We start from the raw sequence: 17,344 nt of genomic DNA on the forward strand, positions 1-17,344 counted from the left end.
GGGTGCCGGAACATGGAGATCCGCGGGAGCGTGCCACCCGACGCCGCGCCGGCCAGGCCGCTCCCGTACGAGGGGGTCTGGCGCTTCACCGCACCCGCGATCGACGCCTCGGTCCCGCAGGCCCGGCACGCCGTGCGCGACCTGCTGCGGCGGCAGGGCGTGCCGGTCCACGACGACCTCGTCCAGGGCCTGCTCCTGATCGTCTCCGAGCTGGTCACCAACGCGGTCAGGCACGCGGCCCTGCTCTCCCCGCAGGTGGCCGTGGAGGTCGCCATCGGCGCCGAGTGGATCCGGGTCTCGGTGGAGGACAACCACCCCTACCGCCCCAAGGCGCTGGAGACCGACTACGGTCAGACCGGCGGGCGAGGACTGCTGCTGGTGCGCGAGATCACCTGCGAGGCGGGCGGGGCCTGCGACGTCGAGCAGACCGCGAGCGGCGGCAAGATCATCTGGGTGGCCCTGCCGCTGGCCCCGCCCCCCGGCGCGGTCACCAGCCCGCGGCAGGCCCTGTGAGCTCCCTGACCGCGGGCCGGGCCGCGTCCAGGACCGTCATGAACCACGCGGAGAAGGGCGCCCGCTCGTGCAGCCCGGTCAGCTCCTGCGGCGAGACGAAGGCGGTCTCGTAGACCTCCTCCGGGTCCGCCTGCACCGGCGCCTGCACCAGACCGACGAAGAGGTGGTTGTACTCCTGCTCCACCAGGCCCGAGTCCGGGTCCGGGTGGTTGTAGCGGACCGTGCCCGCCTCGGCGAGCAGCGAGGGCGAGACGCCCAGCTCCTCGTGGGTGCGCCGGGCGGCCGCCGCGAAGGGGGACTCGCCGGGGTAGGGGTGCCCGCAGCAGGTGTTCGACCAGACGCCGGGGGAGTGGTACTTGCCGAGCGCGCGGCGCTGGAGCAGCAGCTTGCCCGTGGAGTCGAAGAGGAAGACGGAGAACGCCCGGTGCAGCTTGCCCGGGGCCTGATGGGCGGAGAGCTTCTCCGCGGTGCCGATGGTCCTGCCGCTCTCGTCGACCAGTTCGAGCATGATCTCTTCGGCGGTCCCGTTCGACGAGCTGCTCGCCGTAGTGGCTGGTGTGGTCGGCATAACCATCCTTCGCTTCGGTCCTCGGCTGCCAAGTCTGCCGTACAAAAGCGGCGTGTCCGCACTTCGACGGGCGGCGCATGTCCGTAATGCGTCGGGTGCGCGACACCACCGAAGAAGGGATCGTGCCCAGCCGCACCGAAGCGGAACCATCGAACGTGCGAGCGAGCAGGGGTGTCCGGCCCGCCGCCGGTCAGTGGCAGAGCCGGGCCTCGTGGGCCGCGTGGCCGCTCGGCTCCAGCTGGAAGGTGCAGTGCTCCACGTCGAAGTGATCACCCAGGCAGCCCTGGAGGTCGTGCAGCAGCTTCTCGTGGCCCACCGAGTCCAGGGCCTCCTGGCTGACCACCACATGGGCCGAGAGCACCGGCATCCCGGAGGTGATCGTCCAGGCGTGCAGGTCGTGCACGTCCTCGACGCCGGGCAGGGCCACGATGTGGGCGCGCACCTCGCTCATGTCGACGCCCTTGGGCGCGGCCTCCAGGAGCACGTTCAGTGTCTCCCGCAGCAGCTTCACCGTACGCGGGACGATCATGAGGCCGATCACGAGCGAGGCGATCGGGTCGGCGGCCTGCCAGCCGGTCGACATGATGATCACGGCCGAGATCAGCACCGCCACCGAGCCGAGCGCGTCCGCGAGCACCTCCAGGAAGGCGCCTCGCACATTGAGGCTGTCCTGCTGGCCCTTGATCAGCAGCGAGAGCGAGACCATGTTGGCGACCAGGCCGATCAGGCCGAAAACGATCGTCGTGGGCCCCGAGGTGTCGGCCGGCTCGACGAACCGCTGGACCGCCTCGTACAGCACGTATCCGCCGACGCCGAGCAGCAGCAGGCAGTTGGCGAGCGCGGCCAGGATCTCGGCGCGGGCGTAGCCGAACGTCCGGTTGTGGCCGGCCGGGCGGTTGGCGAAGTGGATGGCGAGCAGCGCCATGGCCAGCCCCAGGGCGTCCGTCGCCATGTGCGCCGCGTCCGCGACCAGCGCCAGCGAGTCCGCGAGCAGCCCGCCGACGATCTCGACCACCATCACGCCCAGCGTGATGCACAGGGCCACCCGCAGCCGCCCCTTGTACGCCGCGGCGGCCGTCCCGGTGGGCGCCGGCCCGCCGTGCGTGTGTCCGTGGTCGTGCCCAGCCCCCATGGAAGGCCACCTCTCAGACGGTCGGCAAGGTTGTGCGATCTCCGTACGAGGGGCCAGTGAACTACGGGCGGGGGGTATGGGGCAACACGGCACTGAACACCGTTGTCATGTGCCCTGACCTGCGGAAACGTACTGCCTTCCCAGTTTGTACGCCGTTCGCACACGCGTCGCAGGTCAGAGCGGTGCGCGGCCGTCGCGCACGGCGCGCAGCCCCGGTGCCGGCCGACGGGGGGCGGTTTGTGGGGCGCGGCCTTGATCGACGATGATGATCCACGCGGCGGTCCCCCGCCGCAGGGCCCGATCGGGGCGTAAACAGGCGATGAACTCCCGGTTCCACGCATCCGATAGCCTCCCGATAGCCTCTGCCGACGCGCCGCCCGCCGCTTGTTTCCGGGCCGGGCCGTCGGACATCAGCCATGCCAGCTCCAAGGAGTGAGTTCGTCTGTCGACCGCCATCCTGACCGGACTTCCGGTCCCCGGGTCGCAGCTCGCACCCGAGCTGCGCTCGCTGGGCTTCGACGTACGGTCCGCCCAGCGGCCCGAGGACCTGCCCGGCCTGCTCGCCGAGGTCCCGCCCGGTGAGCGGGTCGCCCTGGTCGATCCGTCCTTCGTGGGCCACACGCACGCCCTGCGCCTCGCCCTGACCGACCCCCGGTTCCCGGCGGCGGCGGTCACCGGAGCCATGGCGGTCCAGGCGGAGGCCCGCCCCGCGCTCGGGCGCGCGCTCGCGGAGCTCGCCGGGGCACCTGCCCCGGCCGCCTCGGGCGCTCAGGTCGCCGTGAACGCCCCGACCACCGGGACCGGCGTCCTCGTCGACCGCCTCGCCTCCGCCCTGGAGGACCGGGGCACCGCCGTGCACCGCCCCGAGCTCGGCTCGCTGGTGGCCACCGTGCCCGCCGGGCCCGAGGCCGCCTTCGCCGCCCGCAAGGCCGTGGACGCGGTGGACGACGAGGCCGTCCGGCTGCGCACCGCGGTGAAGTCCCGCGACGGGTTCTTCACCACCTTCTGCATCAGCCCGTACTCGCGCTACCTCGCCCGCTGGTGCGCCCGCCGGGGTCTCACCCCCAACCAGGTCACCACCGCCTCGCTGCTCACCGCGCTGATCGCGGCCGGCTGCGCGGCGACCGGCACCCGGGGCGGCTTCGTTGCGGCCGGCGTGCTCCTCCTCTTCTCCTTCGTCCTGGACTGCACCGACGGGCAGCTCGCCCGCTACTCGCTCCAGTACTCCACGCTCGGCGCCTGGCTGGACGCGACCTTCGACCGGGCCAAGGAGTACGCGTACTACGCGGGCCTGGCGCTCGGCGCGGCCCGCGGCGGCGACGACGTATGGGCGCTGGCGCTCGGCGCGATGGTCCTCCAGACCTGCCGCCACGTCGTGGACTTCTCCTTCAACGAGTCCAACCACGACGCCAGCGCCAACACCAGCCCCACCGCCGCCCTCTCCGACAAGCTCGACTCGGTCGGCTGGACGGTCTGGGTACGCCGGATGATCGTGCTGCCGATCGGCGAGCGCTGGGCGATGATCGCGGTCCTGACCGCCGTCACCACGCCCCGTACCGTCTTCTACGTCCTGCTCATCGGGTGCGCCTTCGCGGCCTGCTACACCACGGCCGGGCGCGTGCTGCGCTCGCTGACCCGCCGGGCGACCCGCACCGACCGGGCCGCTCAGGCGCTCGCGCAGCTCGCCGACAGCGGGCCGCTCGCCGAGTGCGTGGCGGCGACCCGCTTCCGTATCAAGGGTGCCTGGGCCGCCCCGGTGACGGCCGCGGTCGGCGCCGCCGCCCTGGTGAGCGCCGCGCTCACCCAGCCGTTCGGCAGCCGCCAGATGATCGTCGCCGCCGTCTTCTACGCGATCACGTCCGGCATCGCCGTCTCCGCCCCCCTCAAGGGCGCCCTCGACTGGCTGGTGCCGCCGTTCTTCCGGGCCGCCGAATACGGCACGGTCCTCATCCTCGCCGCCCGCTCCGAGGTGAACGGGGCCTTGCCCGCGGCCTTCGGACTGGTGGCCGCGGTCGCCTACCATCACTACGACACGGTCTACCGCATCAAGGGCGGCTCCGGCGCGCCGCCGCGCTGGCTGGTCCGGCTGACCGGCGGCCACGAGGGGCGGACGCTGGTGGTCGCGGTGCTCGCGGCGGCCCTCGCCGACCGGGGCACGGACTTCACCCTGGCGCTCACCGCCCTCGCGGTGGCCATCGCGCTCCTGGTGGTCGTGGAGTCCATCCGCTTCTGGGTGTCCTCCGGAGCACCCGCAGTACATGACGAAGGAGAACCCGCATGATCGGCCTCGTACTCGCAGCCGGTGCCGGACGGCGTCTGCGCCCCTACACCGACACGCTCCCGAAGGCCCTCGTGCCCGTCGACGGCGACACCACGATCCTGGACCTCACGCTCGGCAACTTCGCCGAGATCGGTCTCACCGAGGTCGCGATCATCGTCGGCTACAAGAAGGAGGCCGTCTACGAGCGCAAGGCGGCGCTGGAGGCGAAGTACGGCCTCAAGCTGACCCTGATCGACAACGACAAGGCCGAGGAGTGGAACAACGCCTACTCCCTGTGGTGCGGCCGTGACGCGATCAAGCACGATGTGATCCTCGCCAACGGCGACACCGTGCATCCGGTCTCCGTCGAGAAGACGCTGCTGGCCGCCCGCGGCGAGGGCAAGAAGATCATCCTCGCCCTCGACACGGTGAAGAGCCTCGCCGACGAGGAGATGAAGGTCATCGTCGACGCCGGGAAGGGCGTCCGGACGATCACCAAGCTGATGGACCCGGCGACGGCCACCGGTGAGTACATCGGCGTCACCCTCATCGAGGGCTCCGCCGCCGACGAGCTCGCCGACGCGCTGAAGACCACCTTCGAGCGCGACCCCGACCTCTACTACGAGGACGGCTACCAGGAGCTCGTCAACCGCGGCTTCACGATCGATGTCGCGCCGATCGGCGAGGTCTCGTGGGTCGAGATCGACAACCACGACGACCTCGCGAAGGGCCGTGAGATCGCGTGCCAGTACTGACCCGGCTCATCCCTTCGCCGGTCGTCGTCGACATCAGCCGGGGCGCCCTGGACGACCTGGCGGGCCTCCTGGCCGACCAGCGGATCTCGGCCTCCGGCAAGCTGGCGATCGCGGTCAGCGGCGGCTCGGGCCAGGCGCTGAGCGAGAAGCTCGCGCCGGTGCTCCCGGGCGCCGACTGGTATCCGGTCGCCGACGGCACCATCGACTCCGCCGTACAGCTCGCCGACGACATCAAGGGCAAGCGGTACGACGCGGTCGTGGGCCTGGGCGGCGGCAAGATCATCGACGTGGCGAAGTACGCCGCGGCGCGGGTCGGGCTGCCCATGGTCGCGGTCGCCACCAACCTCTCGCACGACGGCATCTGCTCGCCGGTCTCGATCCTGGACAACGACAACGGCCGCGGCTCCTACGGCGTGCCCACGCCCATCGCCATGGTCATCGACCTCGACGTCATCCGCGAGGCACCCGTCCGGTTCGTCCGCTCCGGCATCGGCGACGCGATCTCCAACATCTCCGCGATCGCGGACTGGGAGCTCTCGCACGAGGTCAACGGCGAGCCGGTGGATGGCCTGGCCGCCGCCATGGCCCGTACCGCGGGCGAGTCGGTGCTGCGCCACCCCGGCGGCGTCGGCGACGACGAGTTCCTCACCGTCCTGTCCGAGGCGCTGGTGCTCTCCGGCATCGCCATGTCGATCAGCGGCGACACCCGCCCCTCGTCCGGCGCCTGCCACGAGATCAGCCACGCCTTCGACCTGCTCCACCCCAAGCGCTCCGCGCTCCACGGCGAGCAGGTCGGCCTCGGCGCCGCCTTCGCGATGCATCTGCGCGGCGCCGCCGAGCAGTCCGGTCTCTTCACGGAGGTGCTGCGGCGGCACGGCCTGCCCGTACTCCCGCAGGAAATCGGCTTCTCCGCCGACGAGTTCGTCCGGGCGGTGGCGTACGCGCCGCAGACCCGGCCGGGCCGTTTCACGATCCTGGAACACCTCAACCTGTCCACAGCCCAGATCAAGGACGCTTACGCCGACTATGCAAAAGCCATCGGTAGCTGAACTCCGCCCGGTCGTGCACCCTCCGGGCGTCAAGGACCGGCGGAGCGGCGAGCACTGGGGAGGCCGGCTCTACATGCGCGAGGTCTCCCTGCGCGTCGACCGGCATCTGGTGACCACGAAGGTCACGCCCAACCAGCTGACCTACGTGATGACCGTCGCCGCCGCCTTCGCGGCCCCGGCCCTGCTGGTGCCGGGGATCTGGGGCGCCGTGCTCGGCGTGGTGATGGCGCAGGTCTATCTGCTCCTTGACTGCGTCGACGGCGAGGTCGCCCGCTGGAAGAAGCAGTACTCGATGGTCGGCGTCTACGTGGACCGGGTCGCCGCCTATGTGCTCGACGCCGCCGTGCTCGTCGGCTTCGGGCTGCGCGCCGCCGACATCTGGGGCACCGGCCGCATCGACTGGCTGTGGGCCTTCCTCGGCACCCTCGCCGCCCTCGGCGCGGTGCTGATCAAGTCCGAGACCGACCTCGTCGGTGTCGCCCGCCACCAGCAGGGCATGCCGCCCGTCAAGGAGGCGGCGTCCGAGCCGCGTTCGTCCGGCGTGGCGCTGGCCCGCCGGGCCGCCGGCGCGCTCAAGTTCCACCGGCTGATCCTCGGCATCGAGGCGTCCCTGCTGATCCTGGTCCTGGCGATCGTGGACCACGTGCGGGGCGACCTGTTCTTCTCCCGCCTCGGCGTCGCCGTCCTCGCGGGCATCGCGCTGCTCCAGAGCGTGCTGCACCTGGTGTCCATCCTCGCCTCCAGCAGGCTCAAGTGAGCGCCCCGCTGAAGGTCGGCGCGGTCGTCATCACCATGGGCAACCGCCCGGAGGAGCTGCGCGCGCTGCTCGACTCGGTCGCCAAGCAGGACGGCGACCCGGTCGAGGTCGTGGTGGTCGGCAACGGCGCCCCGGTCCCGGACGTCCCGGCGGGCGTGCGGACCGTGGAGCTGCCCGAGAACCTGGGCATCCCCGGCGGGCGCAACGTCGGCATCGAGGCGTTCGGTCCGTCCGGCGCCGAGGTCGACATCCTGCTCTTCCTCGACGACGACGGGCTGCTGCCGAACACCGACACGGCCGAGCTGTGCCGCCAGGCGTTCGCCGCCGACCCGGCGCTCGGCATCGTCAGCTTCCGCATCGCGGACCCGGAGACCGGGGTCACCCAGCGCCGCCACGTCCCGCGGCTGCGCGCCTCCGACCCGATGCGCTCCTCGCGCGTGACGACCTTCCTGGGCGGCGCCAACGCCGTACGCACCAAGGTCATCGCCGAGGTCGGCGGGCTGCCCGACGAGTTCTTCTACGCCCACGAGGAGACCGATCTCGCCTGGCGGGCGCTGGACGCCGGCTGGATGATCGACTACCGCGCGGACATGGTCCTGTTCCACCCGACGACGGCGCCCTCCCGGCACGCGGTCTACCACCGGATGGTGGCCCGCAACCGGGTCTGGCTGGCCCGGCGCAACCTGCCGGCCCCGCTGGTCCCCGTGTACCTGGGGGTCTGGATGCTGCTCACGCTCGCCAGGAAGCCCTCCGGGCCCGCCCTCAAGGCGTGGTTCGGCGGCTTCAAGGAAGGCTGGACCACTCCGTGCGGACCGCGCCGCCCCATGAAGTGGCGTACGGTCTGGCGGCTGACCCGGCTGGGCCGTCCGCCCGTCATCTGACACTCTCGGATCTGAACATCGGGTGCGGGCCACCGGGCTCCGGGCACTTCGGTCATCGGGCGAACTTATGAAAGCGAAAGTTTCCTCTTGTGAGTGACACAACTCTGTCCCCGGCGGACCTCGCCGCCAAGCACGGCCTGGCGGTGAGCGGCGCCCGGCCGGGGCTGCTCGACTACTGCCGCCAGCTCTGGGGGCGGCGCCACTTCATCCTGTCGTTCTCGCAGGCGAAGCTGACCGCCCAGTACAGCCAGGCGAAGCTCGGCCAGATCTGGCAGGTGGCGACCCCGCTGCTCAACGCGCTGGTCTACTACTTCATCTTCGGCGTGCTGATGAACGCCAAGCGGGGCATCCCCTCCGACGTGTACATCCCGTTCCTGGTGACGGGCATCTTCGTCTTCACCTTCACCCAGAACTCGGTGATGGCGGGCGTCCGGGCGATCTCCGGCAACCTCGGCCTGGTGCGCGCGCTGCACTTCCCGCGCGCCTCGCTGCCGATCTCCTTCGCGCTCCAGCAGCTCCAGCAGCTGCTGTTCTCGATGATCGTCCTGGTCCTCGTGGTGGTCTCGTCGGGCAGCATGCCGATGGCGTCGTGGCTGCTGATGGTGCCGGTGCTGGCGTGCCAGTTCGTCTTCAACACCGGTCTGGCGATGATCATGGCCAGGCTCGGCAGCAAGACCCCGGACCTGGCTCAGCTGATGCCGTTCGTCCTGCGGACCTGGATGTACGCCTCCGGCGTCATGTTCAGCATCAAGGTGGTCCTCCAGGGCAAGCCGCACTGGCTCGCCCAGGTCCTCCAGGTCAACCCGGCCGCGGTCTACATGGACCTGGCCCGGTTCGCCATGATCGACGGCTACGGTGCGAGCAACCTGCCCCCGCACGTGTGGGCGCTGGCGGTCGGCTGGGCCCTCGTGGTGGGCGTCGCGGGCTTCGTGTACTTCTGGAAGGCAGAGGAGCAGTACGGCCGTGGCTGAGGACAACATCCGTATCGCCGACGCGAGCGGCGAGCGCATCCCGACCGTCATCGCCGACGACGTGCACATCGTGTACACGGTCAACGGCGCGGGCGGCGGCCGGGGCAGCGCCACCGCCGCGCTGAGCCGGATAGTGAAGCGGGACAAGGGCGAGTCGCGCGGCATGCGCAAGGTGCACGCCGTACGGGGCGTCTCCTTCACCGCGTACCGCGGCGAGGCGATCGGCCTGATCGGCACCAACGGCTCGGGCAAGTCGACCCTGCTGCGGGCGATCGCCGGGCTGCTGCCGCCGGCCAGGGGCCGGGTCTACACCAACGGCCAGCCGTCGCTGCTCGGCGTCAACGCCGCGCTGATGAACGAGCTGACCGGCGAGCGCAACGTGATCCTGGGCGGCCTGGCCATGGGCATGTCGCGCGAGGAGATCAAGGAGCGGTACGCGGAGATCGTCGACTTCTCCGGCATCAACGAGAAGGGCGACTTCATCACCCTGCCGATGCGGACGTACTCCTCGGGCATGGCGGCCCGGCTGCGGTTCTCCATCGCCGCCGCCAAGGACCACGACGTCCTGATGATCGACGAGGCGCTCGCGACCGGTGACCGCAAGTTCCAGATCCGCTCCGAGGAGCGCATCCGCGAGCTGCGCAAGCACGCGGGCACGGTCTTCCTGGTCAGCCACAGCATCGGCTCCATCAGGGACACCTGCAACCGGGTGCTCTGGCTGGAGCGGGGCGAGCTCCTGATGGACGGCCCCACCGACGAGGTCGTCAAGGCGTACCAGAAGGAGACCGGCCGCTGACAGTCGGTCACCGTTCGAACGATCCCGTGAGCCCCCGTCGATCAACCCCGGCGGGGGCCTTCGCGTCCTTGGGGGCGGTCCGCGGGACGGGCCGGAATGTCAAGGCTCCGTCAAGTCGCCTGCGTCGGGGGAAGGTTGGCCCGGATTGAAGTGTTCTTGTAATGCGCGCAACACCCCGACGTGTTGTCAGGCGTTGTACAACGTAAGCTGTACCGGTGTTGATCGTGACGGATGGGCGGTACCGCCCCGGGCAGCCCGCGCGGGAGTCGTCCGTCACTCGGGAGGCTCGGCGGCGTGTCCGAAATGGGATGTTTTGGGTCGGCGGTGTAGAACGGGAGATGTGACGGCAATGGCTACGGGAAATCTCCAGCTACGAGAGACCTCCGCCGTTCCCGTACCGGGCGGCCCCCGGTGACAGATGTCCGGGACGTGCGCACCGACTCCCCCTCGCGCACCACGCTCGACAAGGCCACGGAGGAGAACTTCCCGGTGGCCCCCTTCTTTCTGCCGCGCGCCTGGCGCGACGACCTGATGGCGGTGTACGGCTACGCCCGCCTGGTCGACGACATCGGCGACGGCGACCTCGCACCCGGCGGCGCCGACGCCCGGCACCTGGGCGTGGCTCCCGCCGACGCGGACGACCGGCTCGTGATGCTCGACGCCTTCGAGGCCGATCTGCGCCGCGTCTTCGACTCCACCCCGCGCCACCCGCTGCTCAAGGCCCTGCAGCCCACCGTCCGCCGCCGCTCGCTCACCCCCGGCCCTTTCCTCGGCCTGATCGCGGCGAACCGGCAGGACCAGCAGGTCAGGCGGTACGAGACCTACGAGGACCTGGTCGCGTACTGCGAACTGTCGGCCAACCCCGTGGGGCGCCTGGTGCTGGCGATCACCGGCACCGAGAGCCCCGAGCGCGTCCGGCGCTCGGACGCCGTCTGCACGGCGCTCCAGATCGTCGAACACCTCCAGGACGTCAGCGAGGACCTCGCCCGGGACCGCGTCTATCTGCCCGCCGAGGACATGAAGCGGTTCCATGTGACCGAGGCCGACCTGGCCGCGCCGCGTGGGGGCGCGTCGGTGCGCGCCCTGGTCGCGTTCGAGGCGGAACGCGCCGCACGGCTGCTGAATGAAGGCACCCCCCTGGTGGGTAGCGTCCACGGCAGACTCAGACTGCTGCTGGCCGGTTTCGTGGCCGGGGGACGCGCCGCGCTCGACGCGGTCGCTGCCGCCGGCCACGACGTACTCCCTGGACCTCCCAAGCCCACCAAGTCCAGTCTGCTGCGCGAAGTGGGAGCCGTGTTGCGTAGAGCGCGTAGAGAGGGGTGAGCCGGACCGTGGATCCACACGCACACGTGTCCGCGCCGGTACAGGCCGCGTACAGCTACTGCGAGGCGGTGACCGGACAGCAGGCGCGCAATTTCGCGTACGGCATCAGGCTGCTGCCGACCGACAAGCGCCAGGCGATGTCCGCGCTCTACGCGTTCTCGCGGCGCGTCGACGACATCGGCGACGGACTCCTGCCCGCCGAGGCGAAGAAGCAGCGCCTGGAGGAGACCCGCGCGCTGCTCGGCCGGATCGCCGAGGGCGCGGTCGAGGAGGACGACACCGACCCGGTGGCCGTGGCGCTCGCGGACGCGGCGCGCCGCTTCCCGATCCCGCTGGACGGACTCGACGAGCTCATCGACGGCGTCCTGATGGACGTGCACGGCGAGACCTATGAGACCTGGGACGACCTGAAGGTCTACTGCCGGTGTGTCGCGGGCGCCATCGGCCGGCTCTCGCTGGGCGTGTTCGGTACACAACCGGGCGCACCGGGCGCCGAGCGCGCCCCCGAGTACGCCGACACGCTGGGTCTCGCGCTGCAACTCACCAACATCCTCAGAGACGTTCGCGAGGACGCGGGCAACGGGCGCACCTATCTGCCCGCCGACGACCTGGCGAAGTTCGGGTGCGCCGCGGGCTTCCACACCCCGGTCCCGCCGGCCGGCTCCGACTTCGCGGGCCTGGTCCACTTCGAAGTGCGCCGCGCCCGGGCCCTCTTCGCCGAGGGCTACCGGCTGCTGCCCATGCTCGACCGGCGCAGCGGCGCCTGTGTCGCCGCGATGGCCGGAATCTACCGCCGGCTGCTCGACCGCATCGAGCGCGACCCCGAGGCCGTGCTGCGCGGCCGGGTCTCGCTGCCCGGCCGGGAGAAGGCGTACGTGGCGGTACGCGGACTGTCGGGGCTCGACACCCGTACCGTCTCCCGGCAGACCGCCAGGAGGCGCGCCTGATGGCCCATGGGCACCTGGACGTGCGGCCGAGGAGCATTACGCGTGGAGGGTGTGCAACCCCCGCTCCGGCCGGGGCGTCCCTGACTGCGACGGCCGGTCGTGCGCACGACACCGGCACGGCCGGAGGGGAGGGCGCATGACAACCCCGCAGCCCGAACGCGCGGTGGTCGTCGGCGGAGGCCTGGCCGGAATCACCGCCGCGCTCGAACTCGCCGACGCCGGCCTCGGCGTGACCCTGATCGAGGGCCGCCCGCGGCTGGGCGGCCTCGCCTTCTCCTTCCGGCGGGGCGAGCTCACCGTCGACAACGGCCAGCACGTCTACCTGCGCTGCTGCACGGCCTACGGCTGGTTCCTCGACCGGGTCGGCGGCAGCCACCTGGCACCCCTCCAGGACCGCCTGGACGTGCCCGTCCTGGACGTCGCCCACCCCGGCGGCCCCCGGCTCGGCCGGCTGCGCCGCTCGGCCCTGCCCGTGCCTCTCCACCTGGCCAGGAGCCTCGCCACCTATCCGCACCTCTCGCTCGCCGAGCGGGCCTCCGTCGGGCGCGCCGCACTCGCGCTCAAGCGCCTCGACCCGGCCGACCCGGCGCTCGACGGGGTGGACTTCGCGACCTGGCTCGGCCGCCACGGCCAGTCCGCCCGCACCGTCGAGGCCCTGTGGGACCTGGTCGGCGTGGCGACCCTGAACGCGACCGCCCCGCACGCCTCCCTGGGGCTCGCCGCGATGGTCTTCAAGACCGGTCTGCTCTCCGAGCCGGGCGCGGCCGACATCGGCTGGGCGCACGTACCGCTGGGCGAGCTCCACGACACGCTGGCCCGCAAGGCGCTGGCCTCGGCCGGGGTGCGGGTGGAGACCCGTACCAAGGCGGAGTCGCTGTCCCGTACCGAGAGCGGCGGCTGGCGGGTCGAGGTGAGCGGCGAGACGCTGGACGCCGAGGCGGTCGTCCTGGCCGTCCCGCAGCGCGAGGCGCACGACCTGCTGCCGCACGGCGCGCTCGACGACCCGGGCAAGCTGCTCGACATCGGCACCGCGCCCATCCTCAACCTCCATGTCGTCTACGACCGCAAGGTGCTGCGGCAGCCGTTCTTCGCCGCCCTCGGCTCACCCGTGCAGTGGGTCTTCGACCGCACCGAGTCCTCGGGGCTCACCGGCGGGGGCCAGTACCTGGCCGTGTCCCAGTCGGCCGCCCAGGACGAGATCGACGAGCCGGTGGCCGCGCTGCGCGCGCGCTATCTGCCCGAGCTCGAACGGCTGCTGCCCGCCGCGCGCGGCGCTGGCGTACGGGACTTCTTCGTGACCCGGGAGCGGACAGCGACGTTCGCCCCCACCCCCGGCGTGGGACGGCTGCGGCCGGGCGCGCACACCAATGCGCCCGGCTTGTACCTGGCGGGCGCGTGGACCGCCACCGGCTGGCCCGCGACGATGGAGGGCGCCGTACGCAGCGGATTCAGCGCCGCGGGCGCGGCTCTCGCCGTACTCGGCCGCTCCCACGCCCACCCGCTTCAGGAGGCGGCATGACCCTTAGCAGCACTGGAACAAGAGGAGAGACTGTGCCGACTGTGCCTTCGGCTGACTCGGCTGTCGACACCGTGGACGTCGCCGCGCTTCTGGAGCGCGGACGGACGATGTCCACCCCGGTGCTGCGCACGGCCGTGGACCGGCTCGCGGCTCCCATGGACACCGTCGCCGCCTACCACTTCGGGTGGATCGACGCCCAGGGCAACCCGGCGGACGGCGACGGCGGCAAGGCGGTGCGGCCCGCGCTCGCGCTCCTGTCCGCCGAGGCGGCCGGGGCCCGGCCCGAGGTCGGCGTGCCCGGCGCGGTCGCGGTCGAGCTCGTCCACAACTTCTCGCTGCTCCACGACGACCTGATGGACGGCGACGAGCAGCGCCGCCACCGCGACACGGTGTGGAAGGTGCACGGCCCGGCGCAGGCGATCCTCGTCGGCGACGCGCTCTTCGCGCTGGCCAACGAGGTCCTCCTGGAGCTCGGCACGGTCGAGGCGGGGCGCGCCACGCGCCGGCTGACCACCGCGACCCGCAAGCTCATCGACGGCCAGGCCCAGGACATCTCCTACGAGCACCGCGAGCGGGTCACCGTCGAGGAGTGCCTGGAGATGGAGGGCAACAAGACGGGCGCGCTGCTCGCCTGCGCCTGCTCCATCGGCGCGGTGCTCGGCGGCGCCGACGACAGGACCGCCGACACCCTGGAGGCGTACGGCTACCACCTCGGCCTCGCCTTCCAGGCCGTCGACGACCTGCTCGGTATCTGGGGCGACCCCGAGGCCACCGGCAAGCAGACCTGGAGCGACCTGCGCCAGCGCAAGAAGTCCCTGCCGGTGGTGGCGGCCCTCGCGGCCGGCGGCCCGGCCTCCGAGCGGCTCGGCGAGCTGCTCGCCGCCGACGCCAAGAGCAACGACTTCGACACCTTCTCCGAGAAGGAGTTCGCCACCCGGGCGGCGCTCATCGAGGAGGCGGGCGGCCGCGAGTGGACCTCGCAGGAGGCCCGCAGGCAGCACGCGGTGGCGATCGAGGCACTCGGCGCCGTCGACATGCCCGAGCAGGTGCGGGCGCAGCTGACCGCGCTGGCCGACTTCGTGGTCGTACGGAAGAGATGATCACCATTCGCATATGACGCGACGTCGCCGGAGCGGGCCCGCCAGGGGGCCGCGTCCGACGGAGACCCCAGCACAGCAGACGTACCACTGCACTTGCATTAAGGGGAAGCCATGACAGCGACGACCGACGGAAGCGCCGGGGCCCCGCGGCCCCCGGCCGCCGCGGCCAGCGGACCGACCGCACCACCCGGCGCGGACGAGGTGCTCGACGCCGCCCGGCGGGCGGCGGACCGCGCGGTCGAGCATCTGCTCGGCAGGCAGGACGCCCTCGGCTGGTGGAAGGGCGACCTGGAGACCAACGTCACCATGGACGCCGAGGACCTGTTGCTCCGTCAGTTCCTCGGGATCCAGGACGAGAAGACGGTCCGGGCGGCCGCGCTCTTCATCCGGGGCGAGCAGCGCGACGACGGCACCTGGGCCACCTTCTACGGCGGCCCGCCGGAGCTGTCGGCCACCGTCGAGGCGTACGTGGCGCTGCGGCTCGCCGGGGACCGGCCGGACGACCCGCACATGGCGCGGGCCTCGGCGTGGGTCAGGAGCCAGGGCGGCATCGCCGCCTGCCGGGTCTTCACCCGGATCTGGCTGGCCCTGTTCGGCTGGTGGAAGTGGGACGACCTGCCGGAGCTGCCGCCGGAGTTGATCTTCCTGCCCAAGTGGTTCCCGCTGAACATCTACGACTTCGGCTGCTGGGCCCGGCAGACGATCGTGCCGCTCACGGTGGTCTCCGCCAAGCGGCCGGTGCGGCCCGCGCCCTTCGCGCTCGACGAGCTGCACACCGACGCGCGCGACCCCAACCCCGCCAAGCCGCTCGCCCCCGCCGCGAGCTGGGACGGCGCCTTCCAGCGGCTCGACAAGGCGCTGCACGTCTACCACCGCCTCGCCCCGCGCAGGCTGCGCCGCGCCGCGATGAACACCGCCGCCCGCTGGATCGTCGAGCGCCAGGAGAACGACGGCTGCTGGGGCGGGATCCAGCCGCCCGCCGTCTACTCGGTGATCGCCCTGCACCTGCTCGGCTACGACCTCCAGCACCCGGTGATGCGGGCGGGCCTCGAATCGCTCGACCGGTTCGCGGTGTGGCGCGAGGACGGCGCCCGGATGATCGAGGCCTGCCAGTCCCCGGTGTGGGACACCTGCCTCGCCACCATCGCGCTCGCCGACGCGGGGCTGCCCGCCGACCACCCGGCCCTGGTCAAGGCCGTCGACTGGATGCTCGGCGAGGAGATCGTCCGGCCCGGCGACTGGGCGGTGAAGAAGCCGCAACTGGCGCCCGGCGGCTGGGCGTTCGAGTTCCACAACGACAACTACCCGGACATCGACGACACCGCCGAGGTGATCCTCGCGCTGCGCCGGGTGCGCCACCCCGACCCCGAGCGGGTCGAGGGGGCGATCGGCCGGGCCGCGCGCTGGACGCTCGGGATGCAGTCGAGGAACGGGGCGTGGGGCGCCTTCGACGCCGACAACACCAGCCCGTTCCCCAACCGGCTGCCGTTCTGCGACTTCGGCGAGGTCATCGACCCGCCGTCGGCCGACGTCACCGCGCATGTGGTGGAGATGCTGGCCGTCGAGGGCCGGGCCCACGACCCGCGCGTGCGCCGGGGCATCGAGTGGCTGCTCGCCGAACAGGAGGCGAGCGGCGCCTGGTTCGGGCGCTGGGGCGTCAACTACGTGTACGGCACCGGCTCGGTGGTGCCGGCGCTGACGGCCGCCGGGCTGCCCGCCTCGCACCCGGCGATCCGCCGGGCCGTCACCTGGCTGGAGTCGGTGCAGAACGAGGACGGCGGCTGGGGCGAGGACCTGCGCTCCTACCGCGAGGAGCAGTGGATCGGACACGGCGCCTCCACCGCCTCCCAGACCGCCTGGGCGCTGCTCGCGCTGCTGGCGGCGGGGGAGCGGGAGAGCAAGGCGGTCGAGCGGGGCGTCGCCTGGCTCGCCGGGACCCAGCTGGCGGACGGCTCCTGGGACGAGCCGTACTTCACCGGCACCGGGTTCCCCTGGGACTTCTCGATCAACTACCACCTCTACCGCCAGGTGTTCCCGCTCACCGCGCTCGGCCGCTTCGTCCATGGAGAACCGTTCTCTCCCAACGGCCCCAAGGGGAAGTGATGGACGTACTCCCGGCTGACGTACTGCCCGCCCTCCCCGAACCCGTACCGCTGCTGGTCGCCTGCGCGCTCACCATCGAGGAGCTGGCGCTGCGCAGCGGCGGCCGGGGCCGGGCACCGGGCCAGGTGGTCACCGTGCTGCGCAGCGGCATGGGCCCCAGAGCCGCCGAGCGGGCCGTGCTGCGCGGCCTGGGCACCTCGGCGAACCGGGAGGCGGCCGTGATCGCCTCCGGATTCTGCGCCGGTCTGGCCCCGGGGATGCACCCCGGGGACCTGGTCGTCGCCTCGGAGACCCGCGACCCGCGCGGCACCACCGCCTGCGTGGGTACGGAGGTGCTGGCCAAGGCGCTCACAGCGGCGCTGCCCGGCCGCACCGTGCACACCGGTCCGCTCACCGGCTCCGACCACGTGGTGCGTGGTCATGAACGGGCCGAGCTGCGCGCGACCGGGGCGATCGCCGTGGACATGGAGTCCGCGGCGACGCTGTGGAGCGCCGTCGGGGCCGGAGAGCGTCCGGTTGCGGCCGTACGGGTGGTCGTGGACGCTCCAGAACATGAACTCGTCCGGATCGGCACGGTACGCGGTGGAATATCGGCTTTCCGCGTTCTTCGTGCCGTCCTTCCCGCTTTCTTTGAATGGCACCGTTCTTTGCCGCTCCCCAGGAGGTGAGC

The 17,344-nt window shown here is 71.9% G+C and carries 16 protein-coding genes; 14 read left to right on the plus strand and 2 right to left on the minus strand.

What is annotated here, in order from left to right; all coding sequences use genetic code 11:
• The first annotated feature begins 12 nt into the window (after positions 1-12).
• Entirely contained in the window at positions 13-513 is a 501-nt protein-coding gene (locus BX283_RS32700) for an ATP-binding protein (RefSeq protein WP_101391037.1), read from the plus strand.
• On the opposite strand, the gene idi is transcribed toward BX283_RS32700, so the two are convergent.
• Both idi and BX283_RS32710 read right to left on the minus strand, forming a co-directional pair.
• Positions 488-1,081: an isopentenyl-diphosphate Delta-isomerase gene (idi, locus tag BX283_RS32705; RefSeq protein ID WP_101391038.1), complete on the minus strand. Its 594-nt coding sequence runs from the start codon at positions 1,079-1,081 to the stop codon at positions 488-490. The two genes, BX283_RS32700 and idi, sit on opposite strands and share 26 nt — an antisense overlap.
• 190 nt (positions 1,082-1,271) lie before the next feature.
• Positions 1,272-2,213, minus strand: coding sequence for a cation diffusion facilitator family transporter (locus tag BX283_RS32710; protein ID WP_101391039.1), 942 nt, complete (start codon positions 2,211-2,213; stop codon positions 1,272-1,274).
• A 442-nt stretch (positions 2,214-2,655) separates the two neighbouring features.
• Between BX283_RS32710 and BX283_RS32715 the strand changes: the two genes are divergently transcribed.
• From BX283_RS32715 to BX283_RS32775, 13 genes are all read left to right on the plus strand, one after another.
• Positions 2,656-4,494 carry a DUF5941 domain-containing protein gene (locus tag BX283_RS32715; protein WP_101391040.1) on the plus strand — a complete coding sequence of 613 codons (1,839 nt, stop codon included), beginning with the start codon at positions 2,656-2,658 and terminating at the stop codon, positions 4,492-4,494.
• Positions 4,491-5,228: a sugar phosphate nucleotidyltransferase gene (locus BX283_RS32720; protein WP_101391041.1), complete on the plus strand. Its 738-nt coding sequence runs from the start codon at positions 4,491-4,493 to the stop codon at positions 5,226-5,228. The genes BX283_RS32715 and BX283_RS32720 overlap by 4 nt, the downstream gene beginning before the upstream one ends.
• The gene (locus BX283_RS32725) at positions 5,216-6,277 is read left to right on the plus strand and encodes an iron-containing alcohol dehydrogenase family protein (RefSeq protein WP_101391042.1); all 1,062 of its coding nucleotides are present in this window, start codon (positions 5,216-5,218) and stop codon (positions 6,275-6,277) included. Before BX283_RS32720 ends, BX283_RS32725 begins: the two co-directional genes overlap by 13 nt.
• Positions 6,255-7,034, plus strand: coding sequence for a CDP-alcohol phosphatidyltransferase family protein (locus BX283_RS32730; RefSeq protein WP_101392704.1), 780 nt, complete (start codon positions 6,255-6,257; stop codon positions 7,032-7,034). Before BX283_RS32725 ends, BX283_RS32730 begins: the two co-directional genes overlap by 23 nt.
• The gene (locus BX283_RS32735; protein WP_101391043.1) at positions 7,031-7,915 is read left to right on the plus strand and encodes a glycosyltransferase family 2 protein; all 885 of its coding nucleotides are present in this window, start codon (positions 7,031-7,033) and stop codon (positions 7,913-7,915) included. The genes BX283_RS32730 and BX283_RS32735 overlap by 4 nt, the downstream gene beginning before the upstream one ends.
• An 89-nt stretch (positions 7,916-8,004) precedes the next feature.
• Entirely contained in the window at positions 8,005-8,886 is an 882-nt protein-coding gene (locus BX283_RS32740) for an ABC transporter permease (protein ID WP_101391044.1), read from the plus strand.
• Positions 8,879-9,682: an ABC transporter ATP-binding protein gene (locus tag BX283_RS32745; protein WP_101391045.1), complete on the plus strand. Its 804-nt coding sequence runs from the start codon at positions 8,879-8,881 to the stop codon at positions 9,680-9,682. Before BX283_RS32740 ends, BX283_RS32745 begins: the two co-directional genes overlap by 8 nt.
• A gap of 429 nt (positions 9,683-10,111) precedes the next feature.
• The gene (gene hpnC / locus BX283_RS32750) at positions 10,112-11,005 is read left to right on the plus strand and encodes a squalene synthase HpnC (RefSeq protein WP_180357312.1); all 894 of its coding nucleotides are present in this window, start codon (positions 10,112-10,114) and stop codon (positions 11,003-11,005) included.
• Positions 11,002-11,952, plus strand: coding sequence for a presqualene diphosphate synthase HpnD (gene hpnD / locus BX283_RS32755; protein WP_180357313.1), 951 nt, complete (start codon positions 11,002-11,004; stop codon positions 11,950-11,952). Before hpnC ends, hpnD begins: the two co-directional genes overlap by 4 nt.
• 136 nt (positions 11,953-12,088) lie before the next feature.
• Complete coding sequence (gene hpnE / locus BX283_RS32760) at positions 12,089-13,471, plus strand: hydroxysqualene dehydroxylase HpnE (RefSeq protein ID WP_101391047.1); 1,383 nt, start codon at positions 12,089-12,091, stop codon at positions 13,469-13,471.
• Complete coding sequence (locus tag BX283_RS32765; protein WP_101391048.1) at positions 13,468-14,571, plus strand: polyprenyl synthetase family protein; 1,104 nt, start codon at positions 13,468-13,470, stop codon at positions 14,569-14,571. The genes hpnE and BX283_RS32765 overlap by 4 nt, the downstream gene beginning before the upstream one ends.
• Positions 14,572-14,682: 111 nt before the next feature.
• Entirely contained in the window at positions 14,683-16,674 is a 1,992-nt protein-coding gene (gene shc / locus BX283_RS32770; RefSeq protein WP_101391049.1) for a squalene--hopene cyclase, read from the plus strand.
• A complete protein-coding gene (locus BX283_RS32775; protein WP_373979316.1) occupies positions 16,674-17,342 on the plus strand; it encodes a 1-hydroxy-2-methyl-2-butenyl 4-diphosphate reductase in 669 nt (222 codons plus the stop codon). The genes shc and BX283_RS32775 overlap by 1 nt, the downstream gene beginning before the upstream one ends.
• Positions 17,343-17,344 lie beyond the last annotated feature (2 nt).

Origin of the sequence: Streptomyces sp. TLI_146 (genome assembly GCF_002846415.1) — a bacterium.
Classification (GTDB): domain Bacteria; phylum Actinomycetota; class Actinomycetes; order Streptomycetales; family Streptomycetaceae; genus Streptomyces.

Excerpts from the sequence above, each read along its gene's own strand:
- BX283_RS32700 (WP_101391037.1), top strand. The coding sequence starts at position 13 with ATGGAGATCCGCGGGAGCGTGCCACCCGACGCCGCGCCGGCCAGGCCG.
- idi (WP_101391038.1), bottom strand. The coding sequence starts at position 1,081 with ATGCCGACCACACCAGCCACTACGGCGAGCAGCTCGTCGAACGGGACC.
- BX283_RS32710 (WP_101391039.1), bottom strand. The coding sequence starts at position 2,213 with ATGGGGGCTGGGCACGACCACGGACACACGCACGGCGGGCCGGCGCCC.
- BX283_RS32720 (WP_101391041.1), top strand. The coding sequence starts at position 4,491 with ATGATCGGCCTCGTACTCGCAGCCGGTGCCGGACGGCGTCTGCGCCCC.
- BX283_RS32730 (WP_101392704.1), top strand. The coding sequence starts at position 6,255 with ATGCAAAAGCCATCGGTAGCTGAACTCCGCCCGGTCGTGCACCCTCCG.
- hpnE (WP_101391047.1), top strand. The coding sequence starts at position 12,089 with ATGACAACCCCGCAGCCCGAACGCGCGGTGGTCGTCGGCGGAGGCCTG.
- BX283_RS32765 (WP_101391048.1), top strand. The coding sequence starts at position 13,468 with ATGACCCTTAGCAGCACTGGAACAAGAGGAGAGACTGTGCCGACTGTG.
- shc (WP_101391049.1), top strand. The coding sequence starts at position 14,683 with ATGACAGCGACGACCGACGGAAGCGCCGGGGCCCCGCGGCCCCCGGCC.
- BX283_RS32775 (WP_373979316.1), top strand. The coding sequence starts at position 16,674 with ATGGACGTACTCCCGGCTGACGTACTGCCCGCCCTCCCCGAACCCGTA.